The organism is Leptospira sp. GIMC2001, assembly GCF_028462125.1.
Lineage (GTDB): Bacteria > Spirochaetota > Leptospiria > Leptospirales > Leptospiraceae.
The window spans coordinates 3,928,915-3,955,208 of sequence record NZ_CP115468.1 but is presented as its reverse complement, the minus strand read 5'-3'; the positions used below and the strand labels follow the sequence as shown (position 1 = coordinate 3,955,208).

26 protein-coding genes are annotated in these 26,294 nt (G+C 35.7%); 12 read left to right on the top strand and 14 right to left on the bottom strand.

Annotated features, from left to right (window positions below):
• Positions 1-2 precede the first annotated feature (2 nt).
• Positions 3-1,565 carry an ABC transporter substrate binding protein gene (locus O4O04_RS19510; protein ID WP_272533592.1) on the top strand — a complete coding sequence of 521 codons (1,563 nt, stop codon included), beginning with the start codon at positions 3-5 and terminating at the stop codon, positions 1,563-1,565.
• A 19-nt stretch (positions 1,566-1,584) separates the two neighbouring features.
• Positions 1,585-4,398, top strand: coding sequence for a TonB-dependent receptor plug domain-containing protein (locus O4O04_RS19505; protein ID WP_272533591.1), 2,814 nt, complete (start codon positions 1,585-1,587; stop codon positions 4,396-4,398).
• Between the two features lie 31 nt (positions 4,399-4,429).
• Here O4O04_RS19505 and O4O04_RS19500 read toward each other — a convergent pair whose 3' ends face one another.
• Positions 4,430-4,780: a hypothetical protein gene (locus tag O4O04_RS19500; protein WP_272533590.1), complete on the bottom strand. Its 351-nt coding sequence runs from the start codon at positions 4,778-4,780 to the stop codon at positions 4,430-4,432.
• 156 nt (positions 4,781-4,936) lie between these two features.
• Here O4O04_RS19500 and O4O04_RS19495 point away from each other — a divergent pair, with 156 nt between their 5' ends.
• The gene (locus tag O4O04_RS19495; RefSeq protein ID WP_272533589.1) at positions 4,937-5,677 is read left to right on the top strand and encodes a hypothetical protein; all 741 of its coding nucleotides are present in this window, start codon (positions 4,937-4,939) and stop codon (positions 5,675-5,677) included.
• A gap of 157 nt (positions 5,678-5,834) precedes the next feature.
• On the opposite strand, the gene O4O04_RS19490 is transcribed toward O4O04_RS19495, so the two are convergent.
• Positions 5,835-6,647 (bottom strand): putative Ig domain-containing protein, encoded by an 813-nt coding sequence (locus O4O04_RS19490; RefSeq protein ID WP_272533588.1) that lies wholly within the window; start codon positions 6,645-6,647, stop codon positions 5,835-5,837.
• Between the two features lie 453 nt (positions 6,648-7,100).
• The gene (add, locus tag O4O04_RS19485) at positions 7,101-8,441 is read right to left on the bottom strand and encodes an adenosine deaminase (protein WP_272533587.1); all 1,341 of its coding nucleotides are present in this window, start codon (positions 8,439-8,441) and stop codon (positions 7,101-7,103) included.
• 149 nt (positions 8,442-8,590) lie between these two features.
• On the opposite strand from add, the gene O4O04_RS19480 reads away from it, so the two are divergent.
• On the top strand, positions 8,591-9,784 hold the full coding sequence (locus tag O4O04_RS19480; protein WP_272536152.1) for a DegT/DnrJ/EryC1/StrS family aminotransferase: 1,194 nt from the start codon (positions 8,591-8,593) through the stop codon (positions 9,782-9,784).
• A gap of 1 nt (position 9,785) precedes the next feature.
• Here the strand turns inward: O4O04_RS19480 and O4O04_RS19475 are convergent, their stop codons facing one another.
• From O4O04_RS19475 to O4O04_RS19460, 4 genes are read right to left on the bottom strand one after another with little or no spacing between them, the layout of a single operon-like run.
• Positions 9,786-10,643 carry a metallophosphoesterase gene (locus tag O4O04_RS19475; RefSeq protein WP_272533586.1) on the bottom strand — a complete coding sequence of 286 codons (858 nt, stop codon included), beginning with the start codon at positions 10,641-10,643 and terminating at the stop codon, positions 9,786-9,788.
• Positions 10,640-11,419 carry a hypothetical protein gene (locus tag O4O04_RS19470; RefSeq protein WP_272533585.1) on the bottom strand — a complete coding sequence of 260 codons (780 nt, stop codon included), beginning with the start codon at positions 11,417-11,419 and terminating at the stop codon, positions 10,640-10,642. The genes O4O04_RS19475 and O4O04_RS19470 overlap by 4 nt, the downstream gene beginning before the upstream one ends.
• Complete coding sequence (locus tag O4O04_RS19465) at positions 11,416-12,885, bottom strand: NHL repeat-containing protein (RefSeq protein WP_272533584.1); 1,470 nt, start codon at positions 12,883-12,885, stop codon at positions 11,416-11,418. The genes O4O04_RS19470 and O4O04_RS19465 overlap by 4 nt, the downstream gene beginning before the upstream one ends.
• A 4-nt stretch (positions 12,886-12,889) precedes the next feature.
• Positions 12,890-13,798 carry a site-2 protease family protein gene (locus O4O04_RS19460; RefSeq protein ID WP_272533583.1) on the bottom strand — a complete coding sequence of 303 codons (909 nt, stop codon included), beginning with the start codon at positions 13,796-13,798 and terminating at the stop codon, positions 12,890-12,892.
• 106 nt (positions 13,799-13,904) lie between these two features.
• Between O4O04_RS19460 and cysE the strand changes: the two genes are divergently transcribed.
• Positions 13,905-14,618, top strand: coding sequence for a serine O-acetyltransferase (gene cysE / locus O4O04_RS19455; RefSeq protein WP_272533582.1), 714 nt, complete (start codon positions 13,905-13,907; stop codon positions 14,616-14,618).
• A gap of 40 nt (positions 14,619-14,658) precedes the next feature.
• On the opposite strand, the gene O4O04_RS19450 is transcribed toward cysE, so the two are convergent.
• Entirely contained in the window at positions 14,659-15,564 is a 906-nt protein-coding gene (locus tag O4O04_RS19450) for a hypothetical protein (RefSeq protein ID WP_272533581.1), read from the bottom strand.
• Between the two features lie 11 nt (positions 15,565-15,575).
• On the opposite strand from O4O04_RS19450, the gene O4O04_RS19445 reads away from it, so the two are divergent.
• Entirely contained in the window at positions 15,576-16,112 is a 537-nt protein-coding gene (locus tag O4O04_RS19445; protein WP_272533580.1) for a hypothetical protein, read from the top strand.
• Here the strand turns inward: O4O04_RS19445 and O4O04_RS19440 are convergent.
• Both O4O04_RS19440 and O4O04_RS19435 read right to left on the bottom strand, forming a co-directional pair.
• A complete protein-coding gene (locus tag O4O04_RS19440; protein WP_272533579.1) occupies positions 16,096-16,518 on the bottom strand; it encodes a globin domain-containing protein in 423 nt (140 codons plus the stop codon). The genes O4O04_RS19445 and O4O04_RS19440 overlap by 17 nt on opposite strands.
• On the bottom strand, positions 16,519-17,874 hold the full coding sequence (locus tag O4O04_RS19435) for an MATE family efflux transporter (RefSeq protein ID WP_272533578.1): 1,356 nt from the start codon (positions 17,872-17,874) through the stop codon (positions 16,519-16,521).
• Positions 17,875-17,945: 71 nt separating this feature from the next.
• On the opposite strand from O4O04_RS19435, the gene O4O04_RS19430 reads away from it, so the two are divergent.
• From O4O04_RS19430 to O4O04_RS19420, 3 genes are all read left to right on the top strand, one after another.
• Positions 17,946-19,211 (top strand): amidohydrolase family protein, encoded by a 1,266-nt coding sequence (locus tag O4O04_RS19430; RefSeq protein WP_272533577.1) that lies wholly within the window; start codon positions 17,946-17,948, stop codon positions 19,209-19,211.
• A gap of 116 nt (positions 19,212-19,327) precedes the next feature.
• Positions 19,328-20,044: a hypothetical protein gene (locus tag O4O04_RS19425; protein ID WP_272533575.1), complete on the top strand. Its 717-nt coding sequence runs from the start codon at positions 19,328-19,330 to the stop codon at positions 20,042-20,044.
• Positions 20,045-20,053: 9 nt separating this feature from the next.
• Positions 20,054-20,863: a cobalamin-binding protein gene (locus O4O04_RS19420; protein WP_272533574.1), complete on the top strand. Its 810-nt coding sequence runs from the start codon at positions 20,054-20,056 to the stop codon at positions 20,861-20,863.
• On the opposite strand, the gene O4O04_RS19415 is transcribed toward O4O04_RS19420, so the two are convergent.
• Positions 20,830-21,027: a hypothetical protein gene (locus O4O04_RS19415; protein WP_272533573.1), complete on the bottom strand. Its 198-nt coding sequence runs from the start codon at positions 21,025-21,027 to the stop codon at positions 20,830-20,832. The two genes, O4O04_RS19420 and O4O04_RS19415, sit on opposite strands and share 34 nt — an antisense overlap.
• Before the next feature lie 65 nt (positions 21,028-21,092).
• On the opposite strand from O4O04_RS19415, the gene O4O04_RS19410 reads away from it, so the two are divergent.
• A complete protein-coding gene (locus O4O04_RS19410) occupies positions 21,093-21,839 on the top strand; it encodes an HAD family hydrolase (protein WP_272533572.1) in 747 nt (248 codons plus the stop codon).
• On the opposite strand, the gene dapF is transcribed toward O4O04_RS19410, so the two are convergent.
• The gene (gene dapF / locus O4O04_RS19405) at positions 21,826-22,668 is read right to left on the bottom strand and encodes a diaminopimelate epimerase (protein ID WP_272533571.1); all 843 of its coding nucleotides are present in this window, start codon (positions 22,666-22,668) and stop codon (positions 21,826-21,828) included. The genes O4O04_RS19410 and dapF overlap by 14 nt on opposite strands.
• Before the next feature lie 103 nt (positions 22,669-22,771).
• Between dapF and O4O04_RS19400 the strand changes: the two genes are divergently transcribed.
• Entirely contained in the window at positions 22,772-23,632 is an 861-nt protein-coding gene (locus O4O04_RS19400) for a class I SAM-dependent methyltransferase (RefSeq protein ID WP_272533570.1), read from the top strand.
• Here the strand turns inward: O4O04_RS19400 and O4O04_RS19395 are convergent.
• Together O4O04_RS19395 and O4O04_RS19390 are read right to left on the bottom strand one after the other, a co-directional pair.
• Entirely contained in the window at positions 23,629-24,510 is an 882-nt protein-coding gene (locus O4O04_RS19395) for an LIC_13029 family protein (protein ID WP_272533568.1), read from the bottom strand. The two genes, O4O04_RS19400 and O4O04_RS19395, sit on opposite strands and share 4 nt — an antisense overlap.
• 192 nt (positions 24,511-24,702) lie before the next feature.
• On the bottom strand, positions 24,703-25,320 hold the full coding sequence (locus O4O04_RS19390) for a hypothetical protein (RefSeq protein WP_272533567.1): 618 nt from the start codon (positions 25,318-25,320) through the stop codon (positions 24,703-24,705).
• A 166-nt stretch (positions 25,321-25,486) separates the two neighbouring features.
• Between O4O04_RS19390 and O4O04_RS19385 the strand changes: the two genes are divergently transcribed.
• Positions 25,487-26,275: an adhesin OmpL37 family surface protein gene (locus tag O4O04_RS19385; protein ID WP_272533566.1), complete on the top strand. Its 789-nt coding sequence runs from the start codon at positions 25,487-25,489 to the stop codon at positions 26,273-26,275.
• Positions 26,276-26,294: the final 19 nt, after the last annotated feature.

Sequence of the window (26,294 nt, the reverse complement as noted above, 5' to 3'; positions counted from 1 at the left end):
ATATGAATCAGAATTTCTTCAAAATTATAGCGATAGGAATCCTTATTTTTATTTCAACTGCATACTTGCAAAGATTAAAGGCTGTTGAGAATAAAAGCATAGAAATTATATTATCTTCTGATAATTCCATATACGAACAAGGATTATATGGAATTCAATCTGTTATAGACCGTGAAGTTAAGGTTACATATCTAGATATCATACTTGCGGAGAATGTAAGTATTGAAAATTATTTTCGAGATTTGGAAGGATCTGGAGTGCCTATGGTAATTACGATTGGTCCCCAGGCTTCTCGCGCTGCAAAAGATAATTTAAATAAAATCCCAGTGGTATTCTCAATGGTGAACAATCCAAAATCAATGGGTTTGGGACAAAGTAACTTTTGTGGTGTAAGTATGGATATATCTGCTCGGGAATTTTTCCAAACTCTAAAAGATATTCGTCCCAGTATTCAGAAAGTCTATGGCTTCTATTCATTAGATGACACAGGTTTCTCCGCAGGTGAAGGCAATTATCTAGATATTGAATATAAACTTTTGTATCAATCCAAACAAGTGAACTCGGATAATTTTACTTCCAAATTGAATGAAATAAAAGAAGATGCGGAAGCATTTTATATGATATCCGATCCAATTTACAATCAATCCAGATTTGAAGAGCTATCAAAGTTTAGTAAAGAGAATGGAATTATACTTATGACGTCGTTTCCGACACTTGTGAAAGTCGGAGCAACATTCGCTATCAGTCCTGAGTATAGTAAGATTGGTGTTGAGACTGGCTTGATGGCGAATAGAATTCTTGCTAAAGAATCAGACTGCAAATCAGAGAGAGTTCTTCTGCCTTCTCAATCTGCTTTTTATTTAAATGAAGAATATGCAAGTCAGTCCGGTGTAAAAATTCCTGAACAGATTTCTGAGCGAGCTAAGCAAACCAAATTATTCTCTGCTGGAATTACATTATTAAATGAAGATAAACTAAAGCCTGCAAAATTAATATTTGATACTATCTTAAAAAAAGATCCTTCCAATAAAGCAGCACAAACCTATCAATCACTTGTTATTGAGAAAATGACTGGAACTCGAACTAAGGAATTGCTAAAAAATGCTAAGCAATTTTATGAATCCAATCAGTTTTCGCAATCAAGAGCAGAGTATCAAAAAGTTTTAGTGATCAATCCAAATAATGAAACTGCGAAGGAAGGATATAAACTATCCATACTTGCACAAAGTGAACAAGAGCGATCTAAGGCGAATCAATACGCAAAAGTTGGGAAACCTTTTGATGCTATTAGGGAATATCTATCGAGCTTAAGGACATTGCCAAGCAATCAGAAATCAGCAGCAGAATTAGCGCAAATTAGGCGACAAGAATCTGACAAAATTCCTGAATATCTGAATCAAGGAATAAAAGAGTACAACGATAGAGATTATGATATTTCAATACAAACATTTGAAAATATACTCTTGATTGATCCAAATGAAAAATCCGCTAGAGAATATCTTCGCTTATCTTATAAAAAGAAAGAAGCGATACAAATTTTGCAAGAGAAACTCAAAAACGAATAATTAGGACTATCAGATGTATATGAAAAAAGTATCATTCATTATAAAGTTCTTTTTTATACTTACAATTCTAAAATCAGGCTTTTTATTTGCTCAAGATAAAAAACAAACATTCGTTATAATATCTGATTTTGAACTTCTGAACAATGCAGTTCCAGCGGACTCCAATACTAAAATCGCTCAAAGTCTTAAATCCAAGTTGGAAGCCAAAAACTACCGAGTTGAATTGATCAATGGATCTAAGATTCAAACCAATATTGATGTATCAAAAAGCAAAGGTGCTGATTTCTATATTGGAGGATTTCTAAAATACGATAAAACTCTAGAAATCTATGGTCAGGTATTTGATCCAGAAAAAGGGTACGCCATTGATGCATTGAATACCAGCGGAAGTATCGAAGGTCTGGAGTCGGTTGATATCAATCTCGATGACGTTAAGAAATCAGATTCTGAAATCGTAAATGAATTTACTAATAAAATGGTTCTTCGCTTAAGATCGAATCTGAACAAGTCAGTACGTAATCAAAATCTACAAGAATTTGTCACCAATTCCAAGTTAGCCTCTAATCTGGATATACCTGTTCCAAAAGAAGATCTTCAATCACAATCTAAAGAAGTTTTCCAGTTGATGGCTTCTCAAGAAGTTACAGTTGCATCAAACGTAATAAAGGATTCAGATAAACAGCCAGTTTCAGTATCCGTTATTACTCGAAAGCAGATTCAAATGAGTGGCGCGAGAACTTTGAATCATGTTCTCACAACTTACGTACCTGGATTTTTTACAGTCGAAGACCAAGATGATACGATCGCAGGATTTCGTGGTTTGGTGCCAGACGCGAATTCCAAAACTTTGCTATTGGTCAATGGTCACAATCTGAACACGGAATGGCAATTCGGACCACCTGACTCTATCATCAATTCGATAAACTTGGATTTTATTGAGCGAATTGAAGTTATACGAGGACCAGGATCTGTAACTTTGGGACAAGGAGCTCTTCTAGGAGTTATCAATATCATAACTCGAACTGGAGTTTCTTATCAAGGGACTTCGATCCAAGGTGGTGCTGGCGAAAACGGTTTTCGAAATATGAACATTCAGTCCGGTTCAAACGGTAAATATGTCCAAGATCTCAAGACTTATTTTTATGTTTCGAAATCACAATACCGAGGACAAAAGATCAGAAGCGAAGGATTTGCAAGATCTCAAAATTACCAAGGTGTAGACATTCAAAATTATGAATTGCTTACTGATCCTGTTGAAATTGATCAACTCAGTCCTGAAGAATTTGGACCTTTAAATATCTATCCCAACATCGCATCATCTAGTGGAAATAGGTTAAATAGGTCTCGCAATGAAATCATTATTGGAAATGTCGAATATAAAGGATTAAAGATAGATGGTTTGATTGCTAACCAAACTCGAGATATCTATAATTTTTATCGTGATAGAAATGAAGCGATTGCAAATGTTTCCAGTTTGGGTGTAACCTACGACTATCCTATCACAGAAAATATCAATCTAAAAACCAAAGGATTTTATACTCAGGATGATTTCGGATTCAAATCACATAACGGAGTAACTCTTGGTGGAGTTAGAGAAAATCGGTATGGTGGTTCCGCAATTTTTAATTTATCTCCATTTCGAGACAATCAATTGGCGGTTGGAGCTGAATACAGAAAGTATGATATGGGGCAAAGGGATGCAAATAGAAATAACTTTATTGTGAATCGATCAGATGCAGAAAGTTTTTTCCCGAATGTGACAGACCCTACACTACCACCTAATACAACTGTAAACGACACAAATATCTTTGTGAATCCGTCTACAATCGAAGTTGCATCAGTATTTGCCGAAGATTTTCACAAGCTGACTAACTCAATTGATGTTTTCGGAGCATTCCGTTATGACAAGCATCCGTTCTGGGGATCCAATGTTTCACCTCGGGTTGGAATACTATATGAGGCAGTCCGTGACTTACGATTCAGACTTTCTTATCAAGAAGGTTTTAGAGGAGCGGTCGGTGTAGCGAACGTAGGTGGATACAGGCGTGATGGACTTCTCAGAACAGCTAACTTCAATCAGGTTGAACTTGCTCAGATTCCAACTGTTGATTCTGCAGGCAATCCTACCAATTACACGAATATTCCTGAAACTCGTCCTGAGAAAATGCGAAGCTATGAATTTGGAACAAAGTATAGGTTGAATAATTGGTCCTTTGATGGAGTGCTTTTTTATAATCAAGTAGAGAATATTATAGATGTGGGAGTAATTTTTCCTGAACCATTTGGAAATGGAGCACCCGAACTTGGAGATGATATTCCTGGGGATTGGGGCGGATATTTTTTCTTTAGAAACGCTCCTGGTATTCTCAAACAATCGGGTGGTGAGTTCAAATTGTCCTATAATTCGAAATTATTTGGTATTGATCTTAGCCATTCTGTTGTTAGAGTAATATCGGCAGATCGAGAACTGTTTGGTTCGGTCTATCTTATCCCCGATAGTGCGAACAAACGACATCGTGCTTATCCAGAAAATGTTTCTAGGGCAAACTTTATGGTTTTTCCAACAAACAAATTGTCACTATCTCTCAATTACGTTCACTACTATGATTGGTATTCTCCAGCTGGACAAAGATTGATAGGAACAGGAATTATGAATTCTGGAATCGCTTATGAATTTACGGAAAATATGGAATTGATATTTTCTGCAATGAATCTGCTGAATTCTAATGCATTATATCCACTCAATAACAATGCTGGGGACGTTGTGCGTGGTGCTGGTTCACCTGCTCTAGAAGGCAGAACATATTGGGTTAACTTTCGATACACTTTTTAGAAAGTGGATTTGGAAAAGAAATCAAAAAAAATTAGAACCCACCTTGAAGCAATTTGCCATTTAGGAATTCTTTCGGAGCCATACTACAAGTGTATCCCGGCTCACTGCAAGGTGTTATCAGTGTGGCCTGCTCGCATTCTGCAACATCCTTTGTAGAGTAGAAGGCTCCATCCAGCAGAAATCGAGGGTTCTTTGCTAAATTATCAATCAATAAATTATTTATCGATTCAGTATCCGAGCAGTAGTTGAATCTAATTATCTGAGCTCTTTGAATTATTTCTATACTCTCATCTCTTGTATATGTATCTGGGCCATCAACTCCGTTATATCCACCAGAACATGAGACAGTAAAGACAAGTAATATTAGTAAAAATGATTTCATGTTAGACTCCTAGAATACACAAAGATAGGAAATTTATTATATTAGTCAATTGAATTTAATATATTATTGCTTAAAAACCAGACAAGATTCTGAAATGGAAATTTGTTTCCTAGCTATAATTTTCAAATTGATCATGGATAGTATAGTCTAATCAACATGAATAAAATTCTAATTTCAATATTCGCGAGCTTCATCGCATTTAGTTCTGTTTATGCAAATCCCAAGAAAATTTCTTATCGTTCCAATGCTTTTGATGTTACTTCGGGCAAATTTATTTATTCAGAAAATCATTCGGAATTTTATCAGAATGGAGAACATGAATACTCCATTATCGAATATAAAGATACACAAGAGAAAACTTTTGCCCGCAAGAGAATTGATTTTGGAAAGAAAAGAACTCAACCTGATTTTCATATGGAAGATTTCCGAACCGGATACTATGATAAATCCAAATTAGTGAATCCAAGCAGTCAGGAATTCTTGGTAGAACACCAGAGAGGATCTGATAAGCCAGTCAATAAAAAGACAATTAAGATTCCTGGGCTCGTTGTTGTGGATGGAGGATTCGATTATTTTATTCGGGATGATTTTGACAATGTAACAAGTGGTCAGACGATTCGTGGTTATTTCTTGCTTGCGAATCGATTAGACTATTTCCAGTGCAGAGTACAGAAGGTAAAAGATTTTCAATACAAAGGAAGAGATGCCGTACAATTCGTACTTCGCCCAGAAAATTTTATCATTAGAACATTAGCTGATTCAATTTATGTAACCTATGATAAGAAAACTACGCGATTACTCGAATATGTCGGAATTTCTAATCTTCAAGATGATAAAGCAGAAGATTTCCCAAAGGTCAAAATAGTATTTGCCTATCCAAAAGGAATTCTAGAGTGAAGGAAAATGTATCGAATTAGAGCGAAGAATTATTTTTAAAATAATTCTTAAGATTTTAATATAAAATTAATATTTATATATTATTTAAATTAATTGCTAGCCAGTAAATTTACAGTATTGGCCAGCAAGTATTCAGAATGCTAATTCATTTCTAAAATCAGAAACCACAACTAGAATTATTGATGCAACCATTGGATGTAGTAAAACAGCTCGTTGAATTATTACATGTAAACGGATTACTAATGGAGCATCCACCTCCTACACCAACTGAACTGCAGGTTCTAGCAATCCTCTGTGCATTAGTTACTACGGCAATAAAAAGATTTCCAGTTACCGATCCACCTACTTCAGTAACAGTATTAGTACCAGTCAGCGTATACGTAAGCAAATTATTACCAGTTCCGGTCGTTGGGGTTCCCGAAACAGTTCCTGCTGAAGTATTAAAAGTAAGTCCACTAGGAAGTGCAGGACTAACCGTGTAACTCAGTCCAGAAGGAGCAGTATTCGTAGTTGCGACGGGTGTTACATTTACTTCTGCGATTGCAGTTGATAAGCTGGATGTAATCGACGTGATAAATGATAAATTCAAAGATGAATTAACAGCTTGACTATCCACTGAGATCCCAGCAGTTCCTAAAGTAGAATTTGCATTATTACCAGTGATTCTTAATTTCACTTCCGTATCCGATTGGGAAACTAAGTTGGTTGGTATAACGTTGACCACTCCATTTTTAAATAGAGCAACTGTTTTTCCACTCAAATTAGTTCCAGTAATTGTGATTGTAGAACCGATGTAAAAAATTTGCGGTGTTACTGATGTTACTGTCGGTTGGTTACTAGTTCCTGCACTTCCACCTCCACCTAAAGCAGAAATCAATAGTAAGCTCGATAAATCGTCTTCCGATTCTGGCTCCGGACAGCTAACTATAAATAGTAGCAAAAAGAAAATGGGCAAATATTTAGTTTTCATGTTAATTCCTATATTCAACTAACATTTATTTGTTAGATTAAATTTCTACATTTTTTTCTATAAAGAATTAAAAAACTAACGAATATAATAGCATTTCCGAATACAGCCGTTAAATGCAAAATTGATATAAAATATAGATTAGCTGGTATATCTCAAAAAAGCAGTCGGGTTAACTGGAAGCATCTCAGAAAACTCAAGTGAATAAAAAAATCAGGAAGGTCTGGATACTTAGGATGAACCTGGAATAAGAATTCCAGAACAAGTTCTTATAGTTGGAGTATGATTTATGCTTTAGGAAAGAGATCGAAAGGCTGAATAAAGAATAGGATCTGCATCGACAAGTGTCCTAGTCCTAGAATTGTAAATACGAACAGTTTGATTCGATTGAAGAAGGATATTATTAGTATTACTTTGACGTTTGAAATCAGAACATCCAATAGTTAGCTCGAAGAATCAAGCTAACACGGGTAATTTAGGCTGATAATCAAAGTTTTCTGATACTTTGCGAATCTCAGCTTCAATTCTCGTCCATAGCTTCTCTTTTTCTGGATGGAAAGTAGCAAAGACTCCTTGTTTAATGAGGTCGATGATCTCATCCAGAGAAAAATCTAAAAAGCGATAGAGTTTGAAATATTCGTAAGTTAAGTTTACATTAAAAATTACAGGATCATCTGTATTTATACTCAAAGGAAGTCCTTGATCGTAATAATAACGAACAGGATGATTCTGTTCTTTGCGAACATATTTTCCTGTAAAGACATTGGAAGTAACACAGATCTCAATAGGAATATGATTGTCCTTCATGTATTTAACCAGTTCTGGATCTTGAATTGCAGACGTTGCATGTCCAACTCTTTCCGCCTTACAAAGTCTTACGGCATCCCAGATTGCCCAAGGTCCATCATCTTCACCAGAGTGAGCTACAGTTCTAAGTCCGGACTCTCTTGCTACTTGGAAGACTTCTGCATAATCTTTGGCTGGACCCATGAGTTCCGCTCCGCCTAATCCGATACCAATGATTTCAGGATGGCGAACTTTAAGAACTCGATTGAGATTGTTCATCGCATTTTCTGGACCAAAGGAACGTGATACATCCACCAAGATTCGAATTTCAGTTCCATCGATATTTTTTATTTCTCGGATTTTTCGAACCATCACTTCAACCATCTCATCAAAATCCAAACCGTTTTGAATGAATTTGGAAGGTGCAAAAAATACTTCAGAATAGACAATATTATTTGCTTTGAGATAGTCATGAAGGCTCTCAATTAGATAGGCAAGATCTCCTGGCTCCTTTACTGAGCTCTGAACAAAAAAGAAAACCTGAATAAAGCCCATGAGATCTTTAAAGTTAAATTTTTCTTCAATCTCTTCCTCAGTTAGAGGATTTCCATTTTTCTCATAAAGGAATTTTAATGTTTTCTTGCTAACGCAGGCTTCTAGATGTAAATGTATTTCTGTTTTTGGAAGTGCGCGTAAGAAATCCAGAACCAATTGTTCGCTCGGTCTATCACCAGATAGACTCTCAGGTTTTGGTTCTTTGGAAACATCTCCCGAAATGATTTCAAAATCATCCTTCTTTGTGAGAAGCCAGGATGGTGGCTTGATGAGTTCCAAATCCATGAGAGCAATTCTTTCGTTGAGCAGATTGTTGATCTGTTTATCAAATGAAAGTTGCAATGAGGGAGAATAAGGACGATCAGCAGGAAGTCTACTCTTGAGCCGATTCAGTTCGGTGACGTCACGGTCAATAATTGCGATGCGATTTAAGATTTCTTTGAGTTTACTGCTCATTTCTTCCAAAAATTGTCAAATACAAGCAGTATCCTACAAGAAGAATTTTATTTTTTGGAAATTAAATTTATCTTTTGTAAGAATAACCGAAAATGAAATAGACAGAGAGGTTTCTTAATGAATACTGATTTATGTCGTATTAAAGTATGATTCGGAATGCACGAAAAACATTTTTACCTTTTGCTCTCCCTTCAATTTCGGAGGAAGCCATTGATGAAGTGACTCAAGTACTTCGCTCGGGATGGATAACTTCAGGTCCAAAAGTCAAACAATTTGAACAAGAATTTGGCAAATTCATCGGAGCATCTCAAGCGATCGCTGTCAATTCGGCAACTGCTGGTTTACATTTAGCATTGGAAGCGATAGGATTCGATCAGAATTCAGCAGCAATCACAACGTCCGTAACCTTCACCGCAACTGCAGAAGTAGTTTGTTATTTCGGAGGAGAACCAATTTTAACTGATGTAGATCCGCTATACAACAATATGGATAGCAGATCACTAGAACTTTCTATTAAGAAATTTTGTTACAAAAAGAACAATAAATTATATTCGAAAAAAACCAAGAAATTGGTTCGTGCCGTTATTCCAGTCCACATAGCAGGCGCTACCTGTGATCTCGAATCCATTTCAGCAATTGCAAAAAAGTACGGATTGTACGTAATTGAAGATGCAGCGCATGCTTTTCCTGCAATTCACAAAGAACAGTTCATAGGCACGAATGGTGATTTTACTGTATTCAGTTTCTATGCTACAAAAGGAATCACAACTGGCGAGGGAGGAATGGTAACAACACCTCACTCACAATTTGCGGACAGGATACGACGAACACGACTTCATGGAATCAACAAAGAATCATTTGATCGACCTTCATGGTATTATGAAGTAACGGATGCTGGTTATAAATACAATATGACCGACATATCTGCGGCTCTTGGATTAGTTCAATTGAAAGAGGCGAATGGCTTCTGGAATAGAAGAAGAGAAATCGCGAATCAATATATTCAAGAGTTTCAAAATATCCCAGGACTACAATTGCCATCTGACTTCGAATGGGGTTCCCATTCATGGCACCTGTTCCGAATTGAATTGGATCCATCACTTGCCAAAGTTGGTAGAGACACTTTATGTGTGGAACTAAAAGATCGAAACATTGGATCTTCATTGCATTTCATTCCTATATTCGAACATTCCTTTTATCGCAAGCAATTTGACTATAATAGAGAAGACTATCCAAATGCGTGCAAAATGTACGATCGTTGTTTGTCATTACCATTGTTCGCTGGTATGACAAACGATGATGTTTCAGATGTAATCAGATCAGTAAAAGAAATTTTATATTAGATTACATCTTTATCCAGATCTCTTCTGCAGTCACAGTTCCATTTTGAATATCCAAGTTGATTGAGACATGATGTGATTTTATGCCATTACCTGTTTTCTTAATTCTCGGAACGTTTGCAGCATTAATATAGAGAGTTCCATCTTGAACCAGTTTCCAAGTTCGTTTTGATTTAGTTTTAGGATTGAAGTGGTGCATATGCCCTGAGACTACTAAAGGAACATTTATTTTTTTACTTTTTGCATACAGAATGATTTCTTGTAGATCATAATCACCCCAATCTCCTTCTTCTTTTTTAAAATCACATCCATAAATATCAGTAGCCTTATCACCTAAACCTAACGGTCCATTATGCGTTAGAAAAATTAAATTTTTCGTTCTACATTGGTCAATAATAGTTCTCCAATACTCAATGCAGGATTTAAAATCATAGATGCCATAGATTTTTTCTAAGCTTGAGCGGTAAGCAAAAGGACCTCCAGAAGAAAAGGGTCTCCCTAGCGCTAAACTAATCTCTCCTACTTCAATTAACTTCAAACCGTCCAATTCCATATTCGGTAAATTGTTTCTAAATTTTTTGATCCTGGATAAATGTCCGACTCCGCCAATTTTTGAGAGTAATTTCGACTGAAAAACTTCTCCTAAAATTTGGAAAATATTAGTGGAATCCCAGTTTCCATAACACATGTAAAGGGGCTTTGTTATTGAATTGATAAAAGGAACTATTTTGTTTAGACTTTTTTTTGTTCTACCTTTCAAGTCTCCAGTAAATAGAATGCAATCATAATCCGAATTATTGAAATAATCAGTATCTAAAGAATTCCAGAAACCATGCACATCACCTATAGCAGCAATTTTCATCTTCTTTTTATAAATTCACTATCATAAGTTAACAACAATAATTTGAGACCTTCAAAAAAATTGACATCAGTTCCATCAATTGATCTCCTTATCCAGAAAGCTACGCAAGTTTTCACAACATTCCCGTCAAATTCAGGATCATCTCGGAATATTTTAAAGTGGCTTGCAATATTGGGGTTCGGGTCATCTGTAAAACCATAATCCATAAAAGAATAGAATTTCTCATAATAATATGGTTCAAGAGTCTTCTGCTCGATCAACTTTTTGTATCGCAATCTTTCTTTGGTCAAGAATACCTCATTCGAATGTAATTTCTGATAAGTTACATACATTGTTCTCGAAAGGTTTCGAATAAATTTATCATAGATAGGTTGCGTTAAGAAGTGAAAAGTTTTGTCATTGGCTCCAGGTATAAGAGTTTTTGTCAAAAATTTAGGAAATTCTGGATCATAATAACCAAACTCATGAGAATGATTTAAGATCAAGAAACCTTCTCGATGCGGTCCCGATTTAAATATAGATTTGCCGAAATATTTTTCTAGCTCTAGAGGATTGCTATAATCTTTTATATGACAGTAGAAATTCCGAATTCCACCATTGGGAAAATAATCAAAGTCCGTACATTGTGTTCTTGAATTTGGTAATTCTCTCCAGACAAATTTTACTTTATCAATCCATAGTGAAATAGGAAGAGATTCTTCTTTCTTCTTTATATTTACACAACCTACAAGGAATACTCCGAGAATTAGTATGAGAGTGTTTTTTTTTGATATCATTGCTTTCTCCTAACGGTTACTTCCCATCTCGATTCCAAATTTTTCCATTCTTCGTTAGGGCTAGATCGGAAATAGACAGGTGATGCAATCTTACTATTTGTATTTATTTGAAAAAGCGAAATCTCATTATCATTCGCTGTAAAGGTTCGATTATCTTTATATTTAATCTCAGTTTGGTTCGAGTATGGAATCCAACCGAATCCCGGTAGGTATACATCTAGAAATTTTGAATCTTTCGATTCCCATTTCAACGGAGTCGTAGAATTTTTATTAGTTTCTGCTCTATCTGTTTTTATCGCATTTACAATTATGCTTTGATTTAATCTAGTTGGAAATCCATTGGAACGAAGCACAGAAAATGAACTCAATATATCGCGCTTTTGACTAAATAAATTATTTAATTTTGATAAGATATCAATCGGTTCCAATTGATAATTATCTTTTGTTGGATCTCGATACTGATCTAGTTCTTCTGGAATTGATTCCTTCTTTTTGAGAAATCGATCATCAACATAATAAACAGTATTGGATATTCTTGTTTGAAATTCTATATTCGTCGTTTGATTCCCACGAGCCTGATCGATACTCAATTTTTTATTGATCGATCTTTCTCTATTTACAACTCCAGTGCGAAAACCCTTTTCTTTAGATTCAAAACTTCTTATTCTTTGTTGTTCATTCGTTGGAGGTTGTACAATCCCAACTTCAGCTTTGGCGAGTGAGATATCAGGTAAGGTATAAATCAATTTATAATTTACAATATAATCTGCTTCGCCTGAAGAGAGAAATTTATCTGTTTCAACAAAGGGAATATCCTTGATCAGTTTAGATGCTCGATCAACAACCCACAATCTCGCATTGCTAAACACAATTCCTCGAATATCATCCGCAGGTGCTTGAATAGTTCCGGTTATGCGTCCATTACTCGGATTGTATCTATAAATTGTTGAATTACTTGAATCACTGACCCATAGAGAATTTTTCCCATAAGCAATATCTTTAGGTGCCGCTCTGTCAGTAAGGAATCCACCAACTATGATAGAGCTTGCCTTATCATATAAATTGATTTTACCATTTTCAATATCTAACAAATAGTACAAACCTCCGTCACTCGCTATACCAGCGATATGTGTGATCGGAATGGGAAGCCTATCAACAACTCCTCCAGTATTCGGATCAATTTTTAGAATAACCCTTGGCGCTGTAACAAGAATTCTACCTTCGCGAGAATCAAAAGTTATACCTTTCATATTCGCAAGTCCAATATTAAAAATTTCTTGCCCGCCGATTTCATTGAATCTTATAAGTGCCCGCCTTTCGCTGTCTAGATAATAGAAATACGTTCCATCCCATGTTAGACCGTAAGCTTTATCGGACAATTTGTACTCTCTTGATTCCTGCGCTTTGATTCGTTGACTTGCAGTCAATACACATAGAATTACAAAAATTAATATACTATTTTTCATTTATTTACCATCCAAAAAAATATTCTAAAAGATTCGGTGCATCTAACTCAGAACCAATACTAAGCGGAGCCGGAACAAAAATAAAAATAAAACTGATCAGCATAAAACTCCCAAGAAAGATCCTCTTTTTACCTAATCTCTGAAAAGAGTGATCGGGTACAAAAGGGTGCTCAATTTTTATAAAGAAATAGATCAGAAATCCCCATACGAGCCAAGTAAAATTAAAGAATGATAATATTAGAAACGATAAAAATAAATAATAAATCCATTTTCGATATTTCTCACCAAACATTGAATAAATTATATGTCCGCCATCCAGTTGACCAAATGGTAGCAAATTGATTGCTGTAATGATCAATCCTACCCAACCAGCCCGAGCCAAAGGATGGCTTTCGATCATGAATAGATTAGGATCATGAGCACCAAATATCCACTGACTTGTCCAGTATGTGAATAAACTGTCTCCAAATATTAGGAATTCATGTTGATCAGAACTGACTGTAATTGGGACAAGTTCGGAAAGTGATAAACCCAATAGCCAAGAAGGAACAGATAGTACAAGACTCATCACAGGTCCGCCTACACCAATATCAAATAATTTTATCTTATCTGGTATGGGTTCTTTGATTTGGATAACGGCTCCCATAGTTCCTATTGGTCCCAATGGAAATGGAATGAAATATGGGAGAGTAGCTTTTACGCCGTAGTATCGTGCAGGTAAATAATGTCCCATTTCATGACATAATAAAATAGTAATGAGAGATAAGGAATAGCTCCATTCAATTCTAAAAATCTCTAACATCTGTCTCCATTCGAATTGGAAGATACCGATAAACAAATCCCCTTTGAAGGTCAGAGTGAGGAAGGTGAATAGGAACAATAGGATATGAGTTCGGAGATTTTTTTTGATCATAGGAGTAATTCAGTTCTACACAAAGATTAAGAAAACAGATTCTTCTTATCAATAACTATTTCCAACAAAAAGGGGGTTTGTAAAGTCTGAACTAGAGACCTGTAAAATGTTTAATAATATTCGTGCTATAAAAAAATTTGATCCAGCTGCTAAATCGTATTTAGAAATTATCCTATGCTATCCAGGTCTGCATGCATTGTGGCTTCACAAGATCGCACATCTTCTGTACAGAATGAAACTTCCGTTGCTTCCTAGATTGCTCAATTATTTTACACGTATGTTCACAGGAATCGACATTCATCCTGGAGCCCAAATTGCAAACGGAATAATGATTGATCACGGGCAAGGAGTAGTTATTGGCGAGACGGCAATTATTGAAGAAGGATGTTTGATTTATCAAGGAGTTACGCTCGGTGGAACAGGTAAAGAATCTGGCAAAAGACACCCCACTCTAAGGAGAAATGTTGTTGTTGGAGCTGGCGCTAAGATACTTGGGAATATAGTAATGGAGGAGAATTCCAGAGTGGGCGCAGGGTCTGTTGTCATGAGGAACGTTCCTAAAGGTTGCACCGTCGTCGGAATTCCAGGTAAAATTGTAAGAACTACATCCGAAGATAACGTAGATGGAATGTTAGATCATAGCCAGATGCCTGACCCTGTAGCAAAAGTGTTTGCTGTAATTCTCGAAAAAATTGAAGCTCAACAAAAGTTAATCAATAAATTATCTGAAAAACAGAAAGAGCATGATTCAAAATTAACTGATAAAGAAAAGGATGATAATATTTTTCTTCAAGATTTTATGCATGGTGAAGGAATTTAAGTATACTAAAAATTCAGAATAAGTTTTCTAAATTGATTATTCAGATACTATCTAGAATTTCCTTTCTCTTTAGCTTATATTCTTCATTAGTAATCAAACCTTTTTTATTCAAATGTTTCAGTAGATTCAAACGATCTTCAATGGTTTTATTTTTCTCATCGATAGGTTTTTCTTTTGCAATCGCATTTTTCTTCTCAATGTTACTTCCGTCATGATCGAAATCAAATACTATCCAATCGGGAAATGTTATGTTCTGATCAGCAGATTTCCTATTTTTAAAATGAGCAATGATTGTACTTTTTTCATTGATGCTAAGTCTTTCTTTTGAATTGGCCTTAACTACAAATCTCGAAACATTGATCCAATCACTCCAAGTATACTGGTTTTGGAATATTATGTTTTCCTTAATCTCATCAAAAATAATATTCATTTTATGATTCTCACAGAAAAAATAGAAGTTCGTTCTAAGAATTCTTGTAAAAGGCTGAAGATCATCATCTTCTTTGAAGATAAAATAATACATATATGTAGTATTGTTTTTAGTGAAAATTTTTATCGAATTCGATTCTTGAGTAGAATCTTCTGTGCCTGTCTCAATTTTTAAATGCAATTGAAGATTACTATAAATTGAATTTGCAATTTCATCTAGATTCTTACCTGACGGGAATAGTGGTTTGGGTTTATCTCGAAAAACAGAAGGATTCTTGATCAGTAAGGAACTTAACGAATCACGGACATTTTGTTTAGAAATATTTTTGCAACTAGTAGGTTGAATTATATCTTGAACTTCGGCAAAATTTTCTTTTAATTCTAGAGGATGAATCTCGAAACCTGCGAGGTAATCTTCACTAAGAATCAATTTTGGTTGGGATGTAAATGTCTTGCAACCCTGCAGAAATCCTATTGCGCTAATAAAGATCAGATATATAATTTGAATCCAACGCACGGTTCCAGATTATGATTTCACGAAATTACTTACCAGTTCATTTCAGATTTTTTTTTGTGATAGGACTTCTATATTTTGCTTTTGTATTCACGATTACATCCAAAGAGAATCCAACACTTCCTGAATTTTCGCTACATGATCAATTTGGTAAAGCACACAAAACATCTGACCTCAAAGGCAAATCGACAATTTTGGTTGGGTGTCTTCCTCAAGATAGAGAACTCTGCCGAAGGCTTGCAAGAAAGATCTTTTGGAAGATACAAACATACTCTTATGGCCAGGAAGAAAAAATTGTATGCTTAGGATACTTATCTTTGGGCGAAGAGAATCGATCCCAGATTCAGCCACTCGAGCATCTCCTCAGTAAGCCAGGATACGAACCAATACTATTAGATTGGAACAATCAATTAAGAGAAGGCATCATTAAAGGCAAAGTTTATGTTCGAGGTTTCAATCGTAGAGGTAAAGAAATAGTTTCCGAGCAATGGACCGAAACCAACAATCAGAAAGTAAAAAGTCTATTTGAAAAGGTTATGACTTCGAATTAATCATCCATTTTGAAAAATTATCTAAATAAGAATCCAAAATTTTCTTCTCCTCTGATGGAATATTCGTATCTTCCATTGCCCTTCGATAAGAATTAAGCCAAACCAATCTAGACGCTTCGTTGATTTCAAATGCGAAATGGCGCATTCTCATTCTCGGATGCCCTTTTCTATCCGAATAAAAACTTGGTCCACCTAGAACCTGAATCATAAAATCTGCTTGGTCTTTCTTTGCTTGATCCCAATTGCCAGGAAACATGGGGGCAATGCTAGAATTTTGTATGATATCATAAAAACAGCTTACCAGTTCGCGAATTTTCTCTTCTCCGAGTCGTTGCCATAAAGTACGAAGTTCCGGCATAGGAGGAACTTCTTCTAGCTTTGGTGTATAAATTTCCCGTTCCTTCATTTATACTTTTACTCCGATCCAATCTTTTTTTCGAAATTTTGTGACAAAGGCTATAGCCAAAATCAATAGCCATAGAAAAATAGAAGACCAAAGCCCAGGATTTCCATAATTCATATATACTCCAAAGAAATACGCCCAAGGAAGCATTACAATAAAGGAAGTCAAAATATAAACTGTTGCTACCCAGTATACCAAGCCCGCACTTCTCAAAGCGGAACCAACAACCATATGATAAGCGTCACCTACTTGAATCAGCGCAACAATTACTAAGGCAGGGTATGCTTCTCTCACAACCGCAATATCAATAGTAAAAAAAGAAATGATCCATTCGCCAAAAACGATAAATATCACTCCCATCGTTCCCATCACAATAGCTGAGTAATTTGCAGCTCGCATGGTTCCTTCATAAGCAAGACGGTATTTCCCTTGACCGACTGCCTGTCCTAGTATTGTGGTTGCTGCAATTCCAAATGCAAATCCAGGCATAAAAGATAAACTCAATGTACTAAAAACAATATTTGATGCAGCCATTGTTACGGTTCCAACTAGGCCCGCAAACTTGGTGAAGATAATAAATGAAATATTTGTTAGCATCTGTTCGATAGCTGGTGCCGTTCCCAAAAAGGTAATTTCTTTGAAAATCGCAAGATTGGGCACCCAACTTGTATGGAGAAAATAAATTCTAAACCTACGGGTAAATAAATAAATGACAAAAACCAAAGCCCCAGGTATTCCAGAGAGCGAAGAGGCAATCGCAGCTCCTTGAACTCCCATCGCAGGGAAACCCAAATTCCCATAGATCAAGATCCAATTGAAGAATATATTCGATCCTGTTGTGAGGAAAGCCGAAACCATTCCTACATAAGTAAACCCCAGTCCATCAAAGTATCCGCGAATAAAGAAAATGAAAAAGAATAAAAATGTTCCTATAAATCGATAAGACAAATATAACCCTGCTTCACGCTGTACGTCGGGATCATCCGCAAGCGCTGCCATAAGTGGTTCGCCGAGGTAAAAACCACCGATGGACATAACTAGACCCAAAGCTAAAGAAAAGTAAATTGCATTGACTCCTACTTTTCCGACTTCCAACATTTTCTTTTCCCCAAAGCGACGGGAAGTTAGAATCTGAACTGCTATTGATGCGCCCATAAGAAAGGACAAAACCGTAAAATACGTGACACCACCAAAACCAGTAGAGGCGAGAGCAAGGGCACCTAATTTGCCTACCATAGCTGTATCAGCGATCATTATCGCTGTATGGTTCACCATTCCAATGAATACCGGAATCGATAGAAAAATAATTTTTTTATTTAAACGACTAGGCTGAAAAACCCTGATGATTCTATGATACATAGTGGAGATAGACCATTTTTTTTATGTTTTGTGAATTACACAACCACCTTTACGGATCCATTTCAGCTCCAATGCTTTATGACATTGGAAAAAAAAATCCTAGTCCGAGATGGAAAATATTTACTGATTCCTATGAGCAAGTATTCGGTAAAATTATTGATACGGAGAATTTTTTCTCGGACTATCAGGATCCAATAAAGTTTTCCAGTCTCTACCATTTTAACTACCACGGTCCATTCCAAGAATTCCAATCCAAATTCAATTTGATCATTGCATTGGCAAAATTTGATGAAGATGAGATTAGATCAATTTCGTCTTTAGTTACATTAGAACATGCTAAACAAGGAATAGAGCATGCGGAATTTAGAATCATGTTCGCAGTTACAGAAACTAGACCGATTGTTGAGAGCAAAATAATTGCATCATGTGAAGGTCTTCAGGCTGGATCAGAATTAGCTAATAAAGCTGGATACAAAATTGAACCTAAACTTGCAGTATCATTGCATCGAAACAAATTATTTCTAGAGCAATACATTTGGCTAAAAGAGTTGCAATCTAAAAATTCTCTTGTAAGAGATTATCTATCAGGTATTGATTTCTGTCATATCGAGGAAGGATATCCGCCGTCTGAGAAAAAGGAATTCTTCGAACAGGTGTTAGCTGACAATCTAGCTCAACCTGATTTAGGTCTAGCGATACTGTATCATGTAGGTGAGAGCTACCAAGATAAAACACCACATTCAGCTAGTCGATGGGTTTTGGAATCTGCTCTATATGGAGCGCATAGACTTGGGCATTGTATAGCCTTAGGGATCCGACCACAATATTTTCTGAATAAGAAGAGACTGGAATCTGTAAGCGAACGAACCCAACAATTGGAATGGGAGCGTAAGCATTCTAAAACTATTCAGAAATATGGATATTTTCGAAAGCTCACCGAAATTGAATCCAATCTAGCTAAGCTAAAGGATCTAAAACCGGATTCACTGATTGAGATTGTTTATGATGAGCGTGAAGTTACATTTTTGGAAACTTTTCAAAACTACTGTATGGCTGAGATCAAGAAAACTTCGGCTGTCATTGAATCTTGTCCAAGTTCCAATTTTTACATTGGAATGATCGAAGAAAAAATTGATCACCCTCTACATAGGTTTATAGAAAATGATTTACGAGTCACGATAGGAGCTGATGATCCTGGAATTTTTAACACGAACATTCAAGAAGAATATAAAAAAGCTAAAGAAATGGGAATTAAACCAGAAGACTTAGATTTGATTAGAGCAAAATCTTTTGAATATACAAGTGAGAAGCTTTCACGAGGGATTCTTTCTAGTTGACGATTCCAATTGCTGGTAAATTCTAAACTAAAGATTGGAAAAAATTCCTATCGTTTACAAAGATGAATTTTCTTAAGAATTATTTAAATAATTTATATGTCTCTTTGGTGGACTCTGTGAAAATAATCACTGTTATACTGATCATTTTCAGTATTACTGGATTTAGAATTCAAGCTCAAACAAAAGAAGGTTTCTATGATGAATATGATATGAATCTTAGAAACATCCCAGGCAGTGAACCCGAGTCAGAATTTGAGGAACGGTATAGAACTTATAAAGTTCCGCCAGAAAATAAGAAAACCAATTTTCCTGTAACACCTAAGATGGTTCAAAAGCCTTTTGACCCCCTCGTCGGAATTCCTGGAGCTGGAACTGGTGCTTTACAAAATATCGGATCACTAGATCCAAGTCAATTGCCAAACAACAATCGTGGGCAACCTCAACTTATCAATCCATTGACCGGTCAGATCAACGAGCAAGCTATGCAAGAATCGTTTAACAATCAAGGTCGAGATCGTGAAAAGAAAGAAAGGGATAAAAAGAAATTCACTGAAGAAACAGTTTATCCTGAATCCAAACTAAGAAGATTTCAAATTATTTTTTTTCTGACTATGCCATTTGCGCTTGGAGTTTCGGCGGGATTGGCAGGTGCAATTGCAGCAATGCCTATGATACCTATGGCTTATGCTTCACAAGTAAGTTCCGCAATAATGATTACTGGAACTTTAGGTCTTTCTGGTGCCAATGCATACCAAGACCAATTGCATATGGATGAACATAAGAAAAAGCATGGAACCACATGGCAGGAAGAAGATCTTTCTTTTGCTCCTTAAGGTTGAAACTTGAATTATCCCCAGAAAATTATTTGCCTTACCGAAGAAACAACAGAGCTATTTTACTTACTTGGAGAACAGAAGCGTATAGCCGGTGTTACAACTTATACGGTTCGACCTAAGCAAGCCAAACAAGAAAAACCGATTGTATCCTCCTTTATTTCTGGTAATATAAAGAAAATAAAATCTCTCAATCCAGATTTGATCATAGGATTTTCAGATATTCAAGGTGATCTCGCTCGTGATTTAATAAAAGAAGGACTGAATGTTTTTATAACCAATCAACGATCTATCGAAGAAATTTTTCAGACCATGATTCTTTTGGGATCGTTGGTAGGACGAACAACAGAAACAATTCATCTTGTTGACCAATGGAAAATGAAGATCGATGATATTAAGAATTCAATGAGAATCTATAAATATCGTCCAAGAATTTTCTTTCAAGAATGGAACGAGCCTATCATAACTGGAATCAAATGGGTTAGTGAATTGATACAAATTTGCGGAGGCGAAGATGCTTTTGATAATCTCAAAGAAAAATCTCTCGCAAAAGACAGAATTATTTCAGGCTCAGATGTTGAGAATGAAAACCCTGATATCATAATCGGATCTTGGTGTGGAAAGCCTGTAGATTTTGATTGGGTAAGAAATCACACCCAATGGCAAGATGTAAATGCTATTAAAAATAATCAGATTTATGAGATTGATTCTAGTATAATTTTACAACCTGGTCCAGCTTTATTTATCGATGCGTTGGATTCAATGAGTAGTATTGTAAAAAAATATCATGAATCAGAAGCCAATCGATCACCAGCATAGAAAAGAATTCCAAAAACTAAAACTATCAAACCCCAATAAAAGTTAACATTGTAATTCAGGGATTTGATGTACATCGGATCATCCCATGTAAAAATACCGTAGCCAGATAATATTATTCCAAGAATTATAAATAGCGAAGAAAGTATTTTTGCAATTGGTAACATTGGAAATCTACTATCAAATATTATTTTGACTCGTCAACATTAAAAACTTTCGATATCTTGTAACTATGTTATTGTTTGATATTGATAATACAATTATTCCTTCTAAGAAGGCATATGATTATGCTCTAGATAAATTAGAATCGATTTGGACTAAGAAAACAGGTAAAGCGAAATCCCATTTTCATCAAACTTATGAAATTGCACGTAGTCAGATCAAATCAGAACTCAAAGATCATACGTCCAATCGCCTTAGAATTTTATGTTTTAAGAAGCAATGGGAATCTACTTTTGGAAATTTGACTGGATCCAGTTTTCAAAAGATTCTAGATTTAGAATCCAAATATTTCGAATTTTTTACAGAGTATTTACAGAATTTTGCCAAAGAAAATAGAAACTCATACAAACAATTGTGGAAGATTCTAGAACCATTTGGTAAATCCAATCAATTGGTTTTAGTTTCAAATGAGAATCTTCGTACCCAATTTCTAAAATTGAATAATATCATTCCTCGTGACTTTCCTTTTCATATGATTGTCTCTGAAGAATTGGGCATCGAAAAACCCGATAAGAAAGTTTTTCAGCGAGCACTATCTATAACGCAATCTAAACCAGAAGATTCATTTATGATTGGAGATAGTTGGGAGGATGATATGAAAGGTGCCGCGAAAATGGGCATGCAACTCATTCATATAGAAGATATTTTTGGAGATCGTGAATACTTTGAAAACGTTGGACCGAAAGCTGGCATTCAAGCTGTTCGAGTTCGCAACGTTATTAAAGCAGTTGAAATTGCAATTTCTATAGATCAATGACTCCTGAATAGACTTCAGATGCCGGACCAGTCATAAAAACATGTCCGTTCTCTCGCCATTCAATTTCCAAAGTGCCACCTCTAAGATCTATTTTTACTTTAGAGCTGGCTCTTCCTGTTAATCTAGCTGCAACGGCAACTGCACAAGCACCAGTTCCACAAGCTAATGTTTCACCGGCACCCCTTTCCCAAGTTCTTTGGTACAAATGATCCTGGCCACGGACAGTAACAAATTCAACGTTTACTCTTCTTGGAAATAATTCGTGGTTCTCAATTATAGGTCCAATTTCCCTGACTGGAAACGAATCTGCATCATCAACAAAAATTACGCAGTGTGGATTACCCATACTAACGGCTGTAAAGTGAAGATCAAGATTTTGGACTTTGATAATCTCATTTACAACGTTTTCGGTATCTCCCCATTTAATGGGAATCTCAGATGGTTTAAGAATGGGCTTGCCCATATCAACAGTTACCAATTCTACCTTTTCACTAGAATTAACTTTCATATCGAGAGTCAATATGCCGGCACCTGTTTCAATTTTGGGTTTAGTATTTTTTGTTAGTTTTTTATCATAAATAAATTTACCAACACAACGGATTCCATTTCCACACATTTCTGATGAAGAACCGTCCGAATTGTACATATCCATTTGGAATTCACCTTTACTTGATGGACGAATAAAAATTACACCATCACTTCCAATGCCAAAATTACGATCTGAAATAAATTGAATTTGTTCTGATGACAGCTGAATGTCTTCTTTAGTTGCATCTATGTAGACGTAATCGTTGCCGATGCCTTGCATTTTAGTGAAATTGATCTTCATTTGTCGACCTCAATCCAATTTTTGTTCCGCTCTACACTGCGACAAGGTGAAAATTTTGTTTTTGATTGACCAAGTTACCAAATAATTTTTTACTAAAATTAGAATGAATCATAATTGTATACTTTGTGAAAGCCAAGACCATGTTTCCGTTTTTGATGAGAATGGCATTGCGATCGTTAAATGTTCTTATTGCGGTCATGTTTATTCCACTTACGAACAAGATGAACACTATGAAGGTTATTGGGATGATCCAACAGAAGAGTTCGATTTAGAATGGTGGGATACAGCACACAGAGATATTTATGATGATTTTATCAATCGGTTCTTGAAGGAAAAGAACGGTAAGCTTTTAGATATAGGTTGTGGCTTAGGTTTTTTTGTTAAAAAAGTTGGTTCGGATCGTAGCGGATGGACAGCGATTGGATACGAGATCTCCGAGCGCGCTGTAGCTTTTGCACGAGAAAAAAATAGGATGGACAATGTTCATTCTGGACTCGTTCAAGATAGCGGAATTGAAAAGTCAAGCTTGGATATAGTAACTCTTTGGGATGTAATCGAACATATCCCAAAACCTCATTCTCTTTTAGATTACATCAATTCAGTTCTAAAGCCTGGTGGAGTTTTATTTATGCAAACTCCGAATTTTCCATTTCAATTATGGAAAGCTAAATTAAAAGTCCTGATCAAAGGCATGAAACCAGGAGTCCATTATCTCGAAGCAAAAGATCACGTTAACAATTATTATATGGAAACGCTTGCTCGATTGGGCGAACAGACCGGGTTTGAGAATCCTAAATACTACATTCTCAAGCCAATAATGAGTGTTGCAGGTTCTAAGAGCAAATTAGCCCTAATTGCGAAAGTGCTATACTACCATGTATCTCGATTTATTTTCTGGATAAGTCGTGGGCGTTGGAATATTAGCAACACCTTATTTGTTACGATGACTAAGAAAAAAAATTAAGCTACTGCCGGCAATTGATTTGCTACTCGATTCAACCATGATGTAAAATAGTTACAAATTGTTCTCAGCATAAAAAGATCCATTTCTTTATTAGCAGTAGCATCTTCCATATTCATGAGAGATTGCATTGCTTTAGTATACACGGACCTAAATTCATTGAGTGAAGAATCGTTTGGAAAAAGTGGCAAAATCCTAGCCGCTTGATCCTTGCTGAATCCATATTCTTCCATCCAACCAGATAGCAAATTTCTAAGTGCATATTTTGTTGCGAGAATGTTCTGAGCGAGAATCAGACTGAACATATTGTCCAAAGCCATAACTGTTACCATCGGATTCAAAGTAGCAATTTTTAGTATGATTTGATCTGTAAGTTCAATTGCCTTTTTTAAATTTCCCAGTCTTTGGAATTGTGCCGCCATAAGATTGAAAGCTTTCATATGGTGCAAAATATTTTCCATATCGGATCTGGTTAAGGAATCCGAATTGGCTGCCTCAAAATAGCCTTGAACCGATTGAAGTGAGTCCTTTTCTATCGTGAGAGTTTCGATTACTTGAAAAAGAATATCAATTGAAAATTGGTTGTTTCGATTTTCGATATATTGCAACTCTCGAAGATAGCAATCATACAATCGGAAGATAAAATACTCCAACTTCTCAGAATCCATAGTAACAACTGTTTTCATAAACAACTTCATATTCTTTGTGAAATCGAAACGATTTGCTTCTAGAAATTCCTGAGGCTTATTGATGAGGATCCGGAGTGTCACTTCTTTATTGAGTCGTACCAAGCCAGTCTGAACTTCAGATTGGCGCTCAATACTCTTCCATAAAAGACCCGCTTTGGAGTTTAAAGTATTATTGTAGTTCAGTTTAGCCATATTACCGCTTAATTTTTAAACAATCTGTTTAAATTTTTATTAGATTTAAGATCCTACATACTGAATTGCATGTTTCGTACCAGAACTTGGTGAAATGGAATCAGCCTGCAGGAATTGTTAGAGTTTTGATAATAAGTCGAGAAAGAATTCTGAAGTTAAAATGCGATTTAGAGATTAAGACTCGATATGAATTTAGGAGAAAATTTTCTCAAGATCCTCGCCCTGGAGAAAACTAGCACCTTTTTCTTGATCTTCCATAATATGAAGAGTGGATTCGATGATGTCTTTCATATAAAACCGCTGATTGTTGTTATCACTAAAAACATTCCGTATTGTCACTTTCTGCTCTGAAGAAAGTTTATTTTCGATCGCCAATTTAGAAAGCGCTATAATTCCTATGGCTGATCGGATCTCATCTTTTTGTGATGCAATTTTGATAATTTCTTCTGGATCCATTTCAGCAAATGTAGGGAGAAGATCGGAGATTAACTCGATAGCTCCGAAAGGAATATTTTTATCTAATGTTTTGATATAATTGATAATCAACCTATAAGATTTACTATCCCCAACTTTTGTTAGAATGGAGATTGTACTCGAAAGTATCTCTTTATGTAGCGCCCAAGATAGTCTTCCTGAATCTGCATCTCTCATGATCTGGTAAATCACTGACCAAGTATTTTTATCATTGGATATCGCTAAGTCCGTCATCAAATCTATAACGGATTTGAATTCTTTAGTCTCCTGAATTTTCTTGAGTTCAGTAAGACATTCATTTACGGTTGCAGTGTTGAGAGGAAAGGGGCCTGGCATGATTATTGATCTTGAATAGCCTAAAATCCTACATAATCAATCCAAAGTAAACTAGTTTTTTGAAGAGAAAATTATCTTTTCTGTCAAATTTTCTTATTCACCGACTATTAAATCAATAATGAGGAATTATAAAAAATTTGTAACTTTGGCATTGGTATGTTCTGCCATGAATCTCTCATCTTCAGACCAATCCAATAAGTCGACTCAGTTGATAAAAGTTACAGAAGGGATGCGCGCAAATTATAACTACCTAAAAGATATTGGTCCATCGATTGCAAATTTTGGGGAGCCTCAAGATGAAAAGATTTATACTCGAGCTCTACAACACCAGATAGAAACGGAGCTATTGCAATTGCAAATGGACTTAGGAAAAGGATACAGTGAAATGAGGAGAACCCAATTCATCACTCTTCAGCTGTACTATCGAATTGTAGATGCAGGAATCAAAACATTAGAATATGAGATGATTCGGTTGACAAAATTATCAAACAATCGAACAAAAACCAATACACATTTCTATCTCAAATTGGGATTTCGCGAAATCGCAGTAGCGAAAATGAAAATTCTCCTCGCTAAAAATAAACATCCCCAACTCTACTTGCTTAAATTACAAGATGCTTCCTATGCTTTGCAATCCTTGAAACAATGTGAAAAATATATTATAAGATTAGGATTATTGCATGATGGATCCTATGAATCTGAAGAGGATGAACTTGAGTCTTTCGAAGCATTGAAACTTGAAATACAGAGAGTAATTCCTAATGATACGGATCGCTATCTCAGATATCACTACGATAGTTATTTTACAGTCTACGATAGAAGAGATATTTTTTATGAGGTCTGGAATGATCCAAAACTAGAAGAGCTCGCAATCCCACTTGAAGGGGTTGATGAGGCTTATATTCGAAAAGAATCTTATCCAGATATTCCAAGACAAGTATCAAATTCGAATTGATCTGCTCAATGATTATAAT

What these genes read in the sequence shown, in the direction of transcription:
- dapF (WP_272533571.1), bottom strand. Translation starts at nt 22,668, where the DNA reads ATGAAGATCAATTTCACTAAAATGCAAGGCATCGGCAACGATTACGTC.
- O4O04_RS19495 (WP_272533589.1), top strand. Translation starts at nt 4,937, where the DNA reads ATGAATAAAATTCTAATTTCAATATTCGCGAGCTTCATCGCATTTAGT.
- O4O04_RS19430 (WP_272533577.1), top strand. Translation starts at nt 17,946, where the DNA reads ATGCTTTATGACATTGGAAAAAAAAATCCTAGTCCGAGATGGAAAATA.
- O4O04_RS19510 (WP_272533592.1), top strand. Translation starts at nt 3, where the DNA reads ATGAATCAGAATTTCTTCAAAATTATAGCGATAGGAATCCTTATTTTT.
- O4O04_RS19460 (WP_272533583.1), bottom strand. Translation starts at nt 13,798, where the DNA reads ATGATCAAAAAAAATCTCCGAACTCATATCCTATTGTTCCTATTCACC.
- O4O04_RS19410 (WP_272533572.1), top strand. Translation starts at nt 21,093, where the DNA reads ATGTTATTGTTTGATATTGATAATACAATTATTCCTTCTAAGAAGGCA.
- O4O04_RS19400 (WP_272533570.1), top strand. Translation starts at nt 22,772, where the DNA reads ATGAATCATAATTGTATACTTTGTGAAAGCCAAGACCATGTTTCCGTT.
- add (WP_272533587.1), bottom strand. Translation starts at nt 8,441, where the DNA reads ATGAGCAGTAAACTCAAAGAAATCTTAAATCGCATCGCAATTATTGAC.
- O4O04_RS19395 (WP_272533568.1), bottom strand. Translation starts at nt 24,510, where the DNA reads ATGGCTAAACTGAACTACAATAATACTTTAAACTCCAAAGCGGGTCTT.
- O4O04_RS19500 (WP_272533590.1), bottom strand. Translation starts at nt 4,780, where the DNA reads ATGAAATCATTTTTACTAATATTACTTGTCTTTACTGTCTCATGTTCT.
- O4O04_RS19475 (WP_272533586.1), bottom strand. Translation starts at nt 10,643, where the DNA reads ATGAAAATTGCTGCTATAGGTGATGTGCATGGTTTCTGGAATTCTTTA.
- O4O04_RS19385 (WP_272533566.1), top strand. Translation starts at nt 25,487, where the DNA reads ATGAATCTCTCATCTTCAGACCAATCCAATAAGTCGACTCAGTTGATA.
- O4O04_RS19440 (WP_272533579.1), bottom strand. Translation starts at nt 16,518, where the DNA reads ATGAAGGAACGGGAAATTTATACACCAAAGCTAGAAGAAGTTCCTCCT.
- O4O04_RS19470 (WP_272533585.1), bottom strand. Translation starts at nt 11,419, where the DNA reads ATGATATCAAAAAAAAACACTCTCATACTAATTCTCGGAGTATTCCTT.
- cysE (WP_272533582.1), top strand. Translation starts at nt 13,905, where the DNA reads ATGTTTAATAATATTCGTGCTATAAAAAAATTTGATCCAGCTGCTAAA.
- O4O04_RS19415 (WP_272533573.1), bottom strand. Translation starts at nt 21,027, where the DNA reads ATGTTACCAATTGCAAAAATACTTTCTTCGCTATTTATAATTCTTGGA.
- O4O04_RS19445 (WP_272533580.1), top strand. Translation starts at nt 15,576, where the DNA reads ATGATTTCACGAAATTACTTACCAGTTCATTTCAGATTTTTTTTTGTG.
- O4O04_RS19505 (WP_272533591.1), top strand. Translation starts at nt 1,585, where the DNA reads ATGAAAAAAGTATCATTCATTATAAAGTTCTTTTTTATACTTACAATT.
- O4O04_RS19435 (WP_272533578.1), bottom strand. Translation starts at nt 17,874, where the DNA reads ATGTATCATAGAATCATCAGGGTTTTTCAGCCTAGTCGTTTAAATAAA.
- O4O04_RS19390 (WP_272533567.1), bottom strand. Translation starts at nt 25,320, where the DNA reads ATGCCAGGCCCCTTTCCTCTCAACACTGCAACCGTAAATGAATGTCTT.
- O4O04_RS19490 (WP_272533588.1), bottom strand. Translation starts at nt 6,647, where the DNA reads ATGAAAACTAAATATTTGCCCATTTTCTTTTTGCTACTATTTATAGTT.
- O4O04_RS19465 (WP_272533584.1), bottom strand. Translation starts at nt 12,885, where the DNA reads ATGAAAAATAGTATATTAATTTTTGTAATTCTATGTGTATTGACTGCA.